General features: G+C 41.8%; 11 protein-coding genes. 2 read left to right on the forward strand and 9 right to left on the reverse strand.

Annotated elements, in window-relative coordinates:
* Together BC659_RS13505 and BC659_RS13510 are read right to left on the reverse strand one after the other, a co-directional pair.
* Window positions 1–720, reverse strand: a complete 720-nt coding sequence (locus BC659_RS13505) for a pyridoxine 5'-phosphate synthase (RefSeq protein ID WP_133475326.1) — start codon at window positions 718–720, stop codon at window positions 1–3.
* Between the two features lie 50 nt (window positions 721–770).
* Window positions 771–1190 (reverse strand): DUF1761 domain-containing protein, encoded by a 420-nt coding sequence (locus tag BC659_RS13510; RefSeq protein WP_133475327.1) that lies wholly within the window; start codon window positions 1188–1190, stop codon window positions 771–773.
* A gap of 128 nt (window positions 1191–1318) precedes the next feature.
* Between BC659_RS13510 and BC659_RS13515 the strand changes: the two genes are divergently transcribed.
* Together BC659_RS13515 and BC659_RS13520 are read left to right on the forward strand one after the other, a co-directional pair.
* Window positions 1319–3157, forward strand: coding sequence for a UbiD family decarboxylase (locus BC659_RS13515; RefSeq protein WP_133475328.1), 1839 nt, complete (start codon window positions 1319–1321; stop codon window positions 3155–3157).
* A 71-nt stretch (window positions 3158–3228) separates the two neighbouring features.
* Complete coding sequence (locus tag BC659_RS13520; RefSeq protein ID WP_133475329.1) at window positions 3229–3813, forward strand: peroxiredoxin-like family protein; 585 nt, start codon at window positions 3229–3231, stop codon at window positions 3811–3813.
* Between the two features lie 27 nt (window positions 3814–3840).
* On the opposite strand, the gene BC659_RS13525 is transcribed toward BC659_RS13520, so the two are convergent.
* From BC659_RS13525 to ahcY, 7 genes are all read right to left on the reverse strand, one after another.
* Window positions 3841–4293 (reverse strand): NanQ anomerase/TabA/YiaL family protein, encoded by a 453-nt coding sequence (locus BC659_RS13525; protein ID WP_133475330.1) that lies wholly within the window; start codon window positions 4291–4293, stop codon window positions 3841–3843.
* A gap of 37 nt (window positions 4294–4330) precedes the next feature.
* On the reverse strand, window positions 4331–5125 hold the full coding sequence (locus BC659_RS16955) for a DUF2452 domain-containing protein (RefSeq protein WP_211340786.1): 795 nt from the start codon (window positions 5123–5125) through the stop codon (window positions 4331–4333).
* Between the two features lie 110 nt (window positions 5126–5235).
* The gene (locus tag BC659_RS13535) at window positions 5236–5766 is read right to left on the reverse strand and encodes a DUF2911 domain-containing protein (protein ID WP_133475331.1); all 531 of its coding nucleotides are present in this window, start codon (window positions 5764–5766) and stop codon (window positions 5236–5238) included.
* 84 nt (window positions 5767–5850) lie between these two features.
* A complete protein-coding gene (locus BC659_RS13540; RefSeq protein ID WP_133475332.1) occupies window positions 5851–7698 on the reverse strand; it encodes a BamA/TamA family outer membrane protein in 1848 nt (615 codons plus the stop codon).
* A gap of 153 nt (window positions 7699–7851) precedes the next feature.
* Window positions 7852–8301: a hypothetical protein gene (locus BC659_RS13545; protein WP_133475333.1), complete on the reverse strand. Its 450-nt coding sequence runs from the start codon at window positions 8299–8301 to the stop codon at window positions 7852–7854.
* Between the two features lie 466 nt (window positions 8302–8767).
* Window positions 8768–10675: a beta-N-acetylhexosaminidase gene (locus BC659_RS13550; RefSeq protein WP_133475334.1), complete on the reverse strand. Its 1908-nt coding sequence runs from the start codon at window positions 10673–10675 to the stop codon at window positions 8768–8770.
* A gap of 219 nt (window positions 10676–10894) precedes the next feature.
* Window positions 10895–12220 (reverse strand): adenosylhomocysteinase, encoded by a 1326-nt coding sequence (ahcY, locus tag BC659_RS13555; protein WP_133475335.1) that lies wholly within the window; start codon window positions 12218–12220, stop codon window positions 10895–10897.
* Window positions 12221–12270 lie beyond the last annotated feature (50 nt).

A 12270-nucleotide genomic window follows, 5' to 3' on the forward strand; every position in this document is an offset into this window, starting at 1 on the left:
TTATACTAACTGTCGTTTATACATCTGAACCGTATTCTCATAACCGAGGTAAATAGCATCGCAAACAAGGGCATGACCAATACTTACTTCATCGAGATAGGGGATATGCTGTTTTAAAAACTTGAGATTACTCAGGTCGAGATCATGCCCGGCATTTATACCCAGGCCAAGTTCCTTTGCTTTGGCAGCGGCAATCACATAAGGTGCAACTGCTTCTGAAGTTTTGCCTTCAGCAAATAGTTTTGCATACCCTTCTGTATAGAGTTCAATACGGTCGGTACCCGTTAGGGCAGCACCTTCCACCATTTCAACAACAGGATCAACAAAAATGGATACACGGATACCTGCTTTTTTAAAAATGCCAATAATGTCAATCAGATAGTCTTTGTGTGCAATGGTGTTCCATCCATGATCGCTTGTGAGTTGTCCGAGTGCATCGGGTACCAGTGTTACCTGATGAGGTTTTGTTTCCAGCACCAGGTCCACAAATTTTGATTCGGTAGGGTTGCCTTCGATATTGAATTCTGTAGTGATGATTTTTCGGATGGCCCTTGTATCATCGTAACGAATATGTCTTTCATCCGGTCTGGGATGTACGGTAATACCATCTGCGCCAAACTTTTCAGCATCAACCGCTGCTTTTACTACATTAGGATTATCGCCACCCCTGCTATTCCTGAGCGTGGCAAATTTGTTGATGTTTACACTGAGTTTTGTCATATGGCAAAGTTAATCAGAAGTCGGGAGTCTCCCGACTTCTGATTAAAAAGCTATCCAAGGTAATGCATGATCATACTGGCTATCATCAACCCCAGTATATGGTAGCCACAATCAATAAAGTATAAGGCGGCTGGTTTTTTATTGTAAAGGTATCCGATACTGATAGCTGGTGTACTGAAACCAATAGAAATCAGCACAGCCAGGTGAAAAGCATCGGTGTAATTATTCATGGGCATCAGTTGTCTGAAAATAGTAAGCCCAAAACAGCTGATCAGCATGAATAAAAAGCTGCTGATCATGGTAAGGACGGCACCTTTTTTCATATTCGGGTCATTTGGGTTAAGGCCCGATAGGCGTACCCAGGCTTTGGAGAAAATGCCTCCGTACCAGACAGCACCCAGTAAAAAGTAGGCAAGTGAGGCCAGCATCAGCGATAACCAGTTTACATGGTCGGTAAAATGATGAAGCATAAAAGGTTGTTTTGGGTTTAGGATATAACAATATCGCAAATAAAACCCAAAGCCGGGTTGAAAGCAATAGCGTATTTTGCATAGGAATATTTTGGTCAACTATTTTCAACGAGTTCTGTTTTGTAGATATGGCATATTCATCTCTCGAATCCTGTTTAACTGATCTGGAAAGAAATGGGCAATTGGTGCGCATAAAAGAAGAAGTGGATCCCTATCTGGAAATGGCGGCTATTCATTTGCGTGTATATGAAATGGGCGGACCGGCCCTCTTATTTGAAAACGTAAAAGGATCCCGCTTCAGAGCAGCATCCAATATCTTTGGTACCCTTAACAGGAGCCGTTTTATTTTCAGGGATACACTCGCGTCTGTACAGAAACTGATTGAGTTAAAAGGAGATCCCATCAAAGCCATCAAACATCCGATTCAGAATATAGGTGCCGGACTGGCGGCACTCAAAGCATTGCCGCTAAAGAATCCGCTGAATAAACCAGTCATGTATGAAGAAATTAAGATCAGCGACCTTCCCTTAATTCATCATTGGCCCATGGATGGGGGGGCTTTTGTAACCTTGCCTCAGGTGTACACAGAAGATATTGAAAACCCCGGTATCATGAAGGCGAATCTTGGGATGTACAGGATACAGCTAAATGGAAATGAATATGAAACCGATCGCGAAATAGGATTGCACTATCAGCTGCATCGGGGTATAGGTGTTCATCAAACAAAAGCCAACAGGAAGGGACAACCCTTAAAAGTAAGTTGTTTTGTGGGAGGGCCACCATCACATACCGTTTCCGCAGTGATGCCCCTGCCCGAAGGCATCAGTGAGATGACTTTTGCAGGAGTATTGGGAGGAAGAAGGTTCAGGTATGCTTACAAAGATGGTTTTTGCATCAGTACCGATGCTGATTTTGTGATTACCGGAGAAGTATATCCTGGTGAGAATAAACCGGAAGGCCCTTTTGGTGATCATCTTGGTTATTATAGCCTGAAACATGCTTTTCCATTGATGCGTCTTCACAAAGTATACGCACGTAAAAATGCCATCTGGCCATTTACTGTGGTTGGAAGACCACCGCAGGAAGATACGAGCTTCGGACAGTTGATTCATGAAATTACAGGGGATGCTATTCCCCAGGAAATACCCGGTGTAAAAGAAGTACATGCGGTAGATGCTGCGGGTGTACACCCATTGTTACTGGCTATCGGCAGCGAGCGCTACACGCCTTATCTGCCGACTAAACAACCTGCTGAACTGCTTACCATCGCCAATCATATTCTGGGTACCGGACAACTTAGTCTGGCAAAATTTCTATTCATCACTGCTGATGATACACAGCAGCTGACCACACATAATGTTCAAAGCTTTTTTACCTATCTGTTTGAGCGGGTACACCTGAACAGGGATATTCATTTTCATACCAATACAACCATTGATACCCTCGATTATTCCGGAACAGGATTGAATAGCGGTAGTAAAGTAGTGGTGGCAGCTTATGGCGATCCAATACGCACACTTGCTACGGATATCCCATCTGCTTTTACCACAAGAAATAATTTTGGTCCGGCTCATATGTCAATGCCAGGCGTTATTTGTCTGCAAATGAACCCTTATAAAGATGCTGATACGGCGAGGGAAGAAATGATCAAGCTGGATCAAAGCCTGCAAACAGTTTCAGATGAATTAAAGAGCGTAGTGCAGATTATCGTATGCGATGATGCAGCTTTTACAGCAGCTACCCTCAACAATTATTTATGGGTTACTTATACCCGCTGTAACCCATCGCATGATATACATGGTGTAGGTGCTTTTATTGAACACAAGCACTGGGGCTGTAAAGGCCCCATGATTATCGATGCAAGAATCAAACCCCATCACGCTCCACCGGTTGTAAAAGATCCGGAAACAGAAAAAAAAGTAGACCGTTTATTTGCCAAAAATGGCAGTCTTCATAAAATAGGGTAACGGCAGGCAAATAAGGCTCTATTTTTTTGTAAGGAACAGGTAATCTTATCGTCAGAGGAAAAAAATGAATTATGAGATACCTACTCACAGCGGTTATTCTTTTTATTTCTGCGTTTGCCATGGCACAATCTGCCGATCCACAGGGATTAAAAGCCGGTGATAAAGCACCTATGTTCACGGCTACCGATAATAGCGGTAAAACCTTTTCATTGGAGGCGGCTTTGAAAAAGGGAGATGTGGTATTGATGTTTTACCGGGGACAATGGTGCCCCTACTGTAACAAACAGATGAGCCAGATGAATGATTCCCTCTCTATGATTACTGAGAAGGGGGCAACCGTTGTGGCCATATCACCCGAGATTCAGGAAAATGTGGTGAAAACCATTGAAAAAACAAAAGCCTCATTTCCCGTGATCAGCGATGTGAAAATGAAAATTATGAAAGATTATCAGGTGAACTTCTCTGTTCCGCAGGCTACGGTAGACCGATATAAAAATTTCGGTATCGACTTCAATCAGGTAAATGGTGAAAATGGAGCCAATCTTCCGGTACCAGCTACCTATGTAATAGGCAAGGATGGTAAAATCAAATATGTATTCTTCAACCCAGACTATCGGAAAAGAGCTTCAGTAAAAGAAATCGCTTCTTATTTGTAAGATGTTTGCCTGTTTATTCTTGTTGTGTTACACTGCTATTTTGAAAACGATTTTTTTCACATGCGCCGATGACCCATTTTGAATACAGGGCATGTGCAGGTCTTCCGGAAAGAAAATGGTAAACATACCCTTTTTTACCACTGTAAAAAAATCAGGTGCTTCATCAAATAGCATATAATCATCTTCGGGGTTGTAAGGTCGGGATGGGATTTGTTTTTGCAGAAAAGCATGTCCCATTCTTTCTTCTCCGCTTACAACATACTGTACATCGATATACTTTTTATGCGACTCCATTTTTTCCTGATCAGGGTCTTTTGTTTCGTATTCCTGTACGATGGCAAACATCCGGTCACCATCCAATACATGTTTCCCGTTTTCAAGCGTATTAAGATCTGTGTCTAATAAAAAACGGAAAGCCTTTTCAATGTTTTCCCCTAAAGAATGGTATTTCCGGGCATTTTCTAAATAATCAATCACCATAGGTGTAGAATCTTTTAGTATAAGGCTAAAGATAAGTTCAATTATTTACTTCCACCCAGGTATGATCGGCCAGTAGTCTGACAGAAGAAACAAATTGTCTGAAAGGCCCGGAACCACCCCATTCCTGTGGTGATACAAGTGATAGTATATGCTGACCGTCATTTTTTTCATAGAGGTGATAAATATGACCGATCTGTGGTTTGAAATTTAATTTGGCCTCGTAAATCATCATGCTCAACTCTTTTCTTTTTCTGATTTCCTGTGCCTGTCTGGCCAGTAATTCAATCTGCTGCCTGATCTGATCCAGTTGCATATTGGTCTGGTCTTCCATGGCAGAGAGGGCCTTGTGCTTGATAACGCCTTCTTTGGTCGGTCTGATGGCAACACCGGCTACTGAAGAAGCATAGGGTAGAACGCTGAGTTGTTTGTGATAGATTTCAATATTTACAAATGTTTTTCCAGCATTGTCAGCACCTTCCTGTGTAAGTTTCAGGTAGCCGTTTGGCATAATTTCATGCTTTACCTGTAGAACAGATTGTTCATTTTTAAAAAACTGAAACAGCAGGGTAGAAGAGTTGATAATAGAAGCCGTTGCTGCATCAGCCAGTTCCGGATTGTCGAATGTTCGCATAACGCCATCCGGAACAATTCTATATTGTGTATAATAAGCTTCATTGTCCATTGATACCCAGTTAATGCTGATGCCTAATGCATGACCATTTTCAATGGATTCTATTTTATAGTTACCGCTTTTTGGGGGGATGCCCGACTGAAAATCACATTTTTCCGGAAACAGTTGCCAGCTGGCAAGAAAATTATACGCTTGTACCATTGGTTATAACTACAGATAGCTCATACAAAGGTTCTGTTTTTTGTGCGAATAGACATAAAAAAGCCACAGATTTATGATAAATCTGTGGCCTGTTATAAATGATACGATCCTTATTTTACTCTAAAATCTACTTTCAAAGTACCCCATGCTAGTGTAACCACACCTGCTTTACTGATCGTGTAAGTCAGTTTTTCAACTGAAGTATCAGATTTGCCGGGTTTAACGTTCACACGAAGTGCATCATCTGCCTGTTTGTATGAAAAAGCACCCCATTGTTTGGCTGTTTTATTGAAAATAAGGGTATAGTCATCCCCATTGTCTAAAGTGAAAAAAGAATATTTGCCTGCAGGTAATGTTTTACCTTCAATGGTAACATCTTTACTTACTTCAAAAACAGTGGCATCGTTGGCACCGGCACGCCATACCTGACCTTTTTTGGGTTCTACATCTTTACCAATGGTACGGCCTTTTAGTGAAGGTGAGCTATAGTCTATGGTAATGGTAGCGCCACTGGCAATGGTTTCTGTAGCTTTTGCCGGCGGACTTGGTTTTTTTGAAGCGTCGCCGCCTCCCTGGGCACATGCACTAATGGTTGTAAACATCAATCCCATCAGGATTGAAAATGAGAAAAACTTCTTCATGGTATACTTGTTTATTTTAATAAACGGAAATTACTGCAAAAGGTTGATGATGTATGGTATAAAGTGATAACTGGTCTGTTAAAATCAGTTCACCTGAATAAAATCGGGTTTGCGTAGCAACTGGCTATTGTATTTAAAACGGAGACCTGTATTGAAAGTCAGGTTCCAGGGAGTCATTCTTCCGGTTGTTCTTGGGTAATAATAGAGTTTTAGCTCCATGGTGCCAAAAACGAGGTTCTCATTTCTGGTACGAACACCCGTACCAAAAGAAGTGTAAATATCTCCCTTCTCAAACCTCTGACCAATGGTTTTTAAATAGGTAAGATTGGTGAAAACAAAAGGAGCAAAGCTGAAACCAAAAGTTCTGGTAGTATTGTAAAAAACAGATTCGCAGTTGGCGCTGATCCGGGTAGATGCACGCACTGTATTTGTATTCAGCTCAGGGATGCCAAAAATACTGGTAAGTCTTAATGGCTCATTCAAAATGGTTCTTACCTGTTGTGTAATGCTGCCGCTTAAAAAATGGCGTGTAAACCAGTTGCTGCCACTGATTTTCCGTAGACGGGTAAAATATTCAATACTGGTTAAGCCACTGATGTCTTCAAATTGATCCTTGTTAAAGTAAGTGCCAAAACGTATGGTATAATTTATATAGTTTTTATTGTCAGAAAAATAATCGCGCTGGTAGTCAAAGCCAATATATGGACGTTCAATATTATTTCTGCGTACCCATCCGCCGAGAATGGATAAACTGAAGCCTTCCGGCACGTCTTCATTTCGTCCAAAACCGTATAAAAAATTGGTGCGGTAATAATCCTGTTCAAAAATGGAAAAGCTTCCCAAAACGGCTTCCACATTAGAATAGTAATAGTTATAGTTGCTTTTAAATTGTTCCGGAATATCGATGAATAATTTTTGCATTCCCCTGATACCAATAAATTTTTTAAGCCTTGAGTTTAGGTTCTTCCTTAATTGGGTACGAGCACCAATATTGAAGGCGATCCATCCATCCAATAAACGATAGTCGTATTTGAAGCCTGTTTTGTAAAGCGAATCGTTGAGGTACCCGTTATTGGTAAAGTGTTTTCCTGCTTCAAAGCCACCCGTCCATTGATGGTAGGGGCTAACCAGTGGAAGATCGCCTCTCAGGTAGATGGCTTTTTCTTCTCTTCTTCCACTGTTAAAGGCAGGCGCCTGCGTTTGAAAACCCAGTGAGAGATTCAGGAAACTACCACCGATATTTCTTTTAATGTATTCCAGACCCGAACCAAAATCAGGTTTTCTGTCCATGTCATACAAACCCCTGAATTGTATACGATCACCCGATCCGAAAAGATTATCATTGTTTACTTCCAGACTCATGCTGGTGGCAGATCCTATTTCAGCGCTGCCACCAATCGGAAACAGGTCTTTCCAACGGATAATAACGTCTACAGCATCGGGATCGTCACTTACAGGAGATACCACGATTTTTGCATCCTGCAGATAAGACAGTTCCCGGAGAAACCTTTCGTTATCGGCCATGAGGTAGGGATATAAGGTATCACCGGTAACGAAAAAGAGGTTACGTAAAATGGTTTTATTGGTAGTACCTGTATACAGTGCATCGCTGATATCGTTCATAAATCGCCTGCCAGCCCGGGTAGTATCATTAACAGAATTGTCGAACGATAATTTCTCGACCCTGATCTGACGGATCAGTTTTCCTTTAAAAGGCTGAAAAGCAGCTTCATTTTTAACGGCACCTTTGTTTTCGGTAATGATATCCTCCTGACCACGTATGGAAACAGCACGACCCAGTTTGCCTAATAAGCCCTTTTTATTGGCGAGGAAAAAAACGGTATCCTCATGCAGCCTGTTCTGTGAAAGGCACGGAGTGAGCCAGATTAGTGAGAATAACAAAACCAGCAAACAATATAAAGTACTACGCACAAGCATCCCTTAACGGAAATCCGGTTTTCAGTTGGTAATAATCAAACGGGAAGTTAAGGAATCAGATTTAGTTCAGGTGTTAATGTTAAAAGAGGGGGCATAAAAAACCCGGCTTACGGGCCGGGTCATATCGAATCAATGCTGAGGGTTGTTTTATTTGGTTTCTTTAGAGAATACGGTAACCTGACCGTAAACAGAGATTTCCAGTACGATTTTCATATTTGCATTGTCCATAGACACGAAATAAGTATTGTCGCCATCTGCATTTTCAAATTCAATTACATCCTGCAGTTGAAATTCAGGGTAAGTGTATTTGGTTGTGATGGTCTGCAAAGCAGATTTTGGTAACTTATCAAAAGCGAAAGTCTTGGCAGAGCCGATCAATTCGCCCTGGTGGGTATAGAATACTTCTTTTTTAATACCATTTTCCAGAAAGCTTACCTTCTCAAAGTTCGCATCTGAACTCCAGTTCACTTCTTGAGCAGTAGTAAAGGTTGATTTGAAATGGCTTGCACCATTGTAACTTGTTTTTTTGTTGGTGTCAGCAAAAGCGCTGGTTCCAAGAGCAATTACGGCTAATGTGAGGATCAATAACTTTTTCATTTTCTTCGTATTAATGTGTTTATAATTAGTTTGTCGTGTTTTCTTTTGGTTGAATTGACAAGTCAAAAGTAGAACCGAGTAATTAATAGACGAAGGGAATTGTGATTAGTTACAAGCGAGGGATGAGTGATATTATGAGTGGTGTTAATGCCAATGTTAAGCATTGTTAATATAGGCCTGTAACGCTTTACTGTAAAGGGTTACAACGGAATTCTTAAAGAAATATTAAAGAAGACCTGACTGTGATGAATAACAGAAATGAAATGTACGGTTTAGGATGAACGGTAAGAGAATCGGTAAAAAAATGTGAGCTAGAGCTGCGAGCTGCCAGCTGGCAGCTCAGCATCGGGCATAAGAATGGTATCCGGCCTTAATAAATCTTTGATTTCGTTATAAACTGATGCCCCTAATGAAAACCAGTGGTTAGTAGCTGGTAGCTCGTAGCTCACAGCTCACAGCTCATGGCTCATGGCCTTTTGCCAGGAGCTCTCTTCTTAAGTTCCTCAACCGATAAATTAATCTGTCTGCCTACCTGTTTGCCGTTTTTATAGCATACGAATTTAACGTTGGCTACATCTTTGGGCAGGGTATAAGGTGCCTGATATTGGCGGTAAGTATGATCGGGATTGCTTTCGTCAATTGAAAAATGTATGGTCATATCAGGTATTTCCTTATCAACCAGCAATACCAGATTGCCGTTGGTATCGTATCTGGCACTGATAATAGGGTCGTACATGGCCTTACTGTACCGTATATTGGCCGCATTAAGTCTGTCAAAATGTTGTTCTACCCTGTTAATAAAATCGGGCCATACCTTCCGGTCTTTGGGCGACCATACCGACTCGGCAATGGCCATCGCCCTTGGCCATAACATATATTGTACCGCCCTGAAATTCTGCAATTGCTCCGTCCATAGATTACCCTGTCCGCCAAGTATAAATAAAGGGTCAACATTATCCGGCAGGGGGTCAAACTGATAAGCTTTCTGTAAACGCAGACCTGCATACACAGGTGGTTCTGCGGTTTTTTCACCCTGGTAGTAGTCCAGATAAGCAAAATCTGTGGGCGACATCACTACTTTATGGTTTGCTTTTGCGGCGGCAATACCTCCTTTCATACCTCTCCAACTCATTACAGAAGCGCCTTCAGCCAATCCTCCTTCCAGTATTTCGTCCCAACCCATCATTTTCTTTCCTTTGGAACGGATAATTTTTTCTACACGCTTTACAAAATAGCTTTGTACTGCATCCATATCTTTCAGGTTTTCCTTTAGCATCAGCGCCTTGATTTCCTCGCTCTTCTCCCAGAAATTTTTAGCCGTTTCATCGCCGCCCATATGAATGTATTCAAAAGGGAAAAGCTGTGCTATTTCAGTAAATACTTTATCCAGTACTTCATACACTTTCTCATTGGCAGGAGAGAGGTTATTATCTTTCAGGGCATAAAAATGCGCCCCCGCCGGCCATTCCATAAATTTTTCACCCGCATTTACCCAATACGTAGTGCCTGGTGTGGCCGATAAACCAGGAATCGATGCCAGCATCGCCATACTGTGCCCTGGTATATCTACTTCAGGCAGGATATTTACAAAACGTTCCTTTGCATATTGAACAAGTTCGCGGATATCGTCATGGGTATAAAAGCCACCATATGTTTTAGGCTCATCTGGCAAAGGATCTGAAGCATTGGCCCATTTGCCTTCACGTAAAGGGCGCCATGCACCTATATCTGTTAATTGTGGTAATGATTTGATCTGTATGCGCCAGCCCTGGTCATCGGTCAGGTGCAGATGAAGCAGGTTGAATTTATAGCGCACCATATCATCAATAAACTGTTTTACCTCCTGTTTGGTAAAAAAATGTCTGCTCACATCAAACATCAATCCACGCCAGCCGAAACGGGGTTTGTCAACAACCGTCACAACAGGAATGTGCCAGTTTCTTTTCGCTGAAACATCCGTATTACCTTCTGAATGTTTAGGTAATAGCTGGAAAATAGTCTGCATGCCATAAAACAAACCTGCAGGCTGGTTGGCCAGCAAACTGATTCCGGAAGATTGCACTGTTAAGCGATATCCTTCTTCACCTAAACTGGTATCTTTTTTATCCAGTAACCTGAATTCAATATCTCCTTTGTTTTTTTCTCTTTGTAATCGGGTGCCGGTAACACGTAGAAAACGATCAGTAAACTGTGAGGCGATATTTTCCGTTTCTTTTCCTGTAACAGAAAAACGGATGACAGGTTTAGCGTTGAAAACACCTGTACCTTTTTGTATAGAAACAGGTTGGGGTATTATATGAACAGGATTTTCTTTCTGCGCAGAAATCCTGAAAGCAGAGAATGTTAATAAAAAGACAGCAAGCAGTTTTTTCATAGTAAGCATATTTAAAACGGAAAAATAAGACAAAACACCAAGTGTTCATCAAAGGAGTCCGTCCTTCTTTCGTCAGGGTGTCCGGAACTCAGTGGGTCCGAAAGACAAGCAAAAGTTGGCTGCAATGCAATCATCTTTCTGACTTCCGGACTTCCCGTCTTTCCCCAAAAAAAAAGCCCGGTACATATGTACCGGGCCTGCATAAAAATCACACAAATATTAATAACGATAGTGTTCTGCTTTGAAAGGACCATTCTTGGCAATGCCGAGGTAATCAGCCTGCTCATCAGTCAGTTCATCCAGTTCAGCACCTACTTTGGCAAGGTGTAAACGGGCTACTTTCTCATCCAGGTGTTTGGGTAACACATATACTTTGTTCTCATAATTTTTGTGGTTGTTCCACAGTTCAATCTGAGCCAGTGTCTGGTTAGAGAATGAGTTACTCATTACAAATGAAGGGTGTCCGGTAGCGCAACCCAGGTTCACCAGACGGCCTTCTGCCAGGATGATCACATCCTTACCATCAATATTATACAGGTCAACCTGTGGTTTGATGGTGTCTTTGGTATGACCATAATGATTGTTCAACCATGCTATATCAATTTCAATATCAAAGTGACCGATATTACAAACGATCGCTTTGTCTTTCATCAGACGGAAATGTTTTTCAGTCAACAGGTCACGGCAACCTGAAGCGGTTACAACGATATCGGCTTCTTTAACCGCATCAATCATTTTCTTTACTTCAAAACCGTCCATTGCAGCCTGTAAAGCACAGATGGGATCGATTTCTGTAACAATTACACGGCAACCGGCACCACGTAAAGAAAGAGCAGAACCTTTACCCACATCACCATAACCACCTACCACAGCTACTTTGCCAGCCATCATTACATCGGTAGCACGACGGATCGCATCAACCAGTGATTCCTGACAGCCGTATTTGTTATCGAATTTAGATTTGGTAACAGAGTCATTCACATTGATCGCAGGAATGGGTAAAGTACCTTTTGCCATACGCTCATATAAACGGTGAACACCTGTAGTGGTTTCTTCCGATAAACCTTTGATATGCTGAACCAGCTCAGGATATTTATCAAAAACCATATTAGTAAGGTCACCGCCATCATCTAGAATCATGTTCAATGGACGATCGGCACCACCAAAGAATAAAGTCTGCTCAATACACCAGTCAGCTTCTTCCAGTGTTTGTCCTTTCCATGCAAATACACCAACACCTGCAGCAGCAATGGCAGCAGCAGCCTGATCCTGTGTAGAGAAGATATTACAAGAGCTCCATTTTACTTCAGCACCCAGGGCAACCAGGGTTTCAATTAATACTGCTGTCTGGATGGTCATGTGTAAACAACCTGCGATGCGTGCGCCTTTCAAGGGCTGAGAAGCACCATATTCTGCGCGGAGCGACATCAGGCCGGGCATTTCTGCTTCGGCAAGACGAATTTCTTTACGGCCCCAGTCTGCCAGACTGATATCGGCCACCTTATACTTCAAACTGAAATCGATGGAAGAGGTTAAATTTGACATTTTAGTGTTTTTATGAAGTGCAAATCTAAAATGATAGACGAATATTCTTT

The sequence above is a fragment of the Sediminibacterium goheungense genome (genome assembly GCF_004361915.1).
Taxonomy (GTDB): Bacteria; Bacteroidota; Bacteroidia; order Chitinophagales; family Chitinophagaceae; genus Sediminibacterium; species Sediminibacterium goheungense.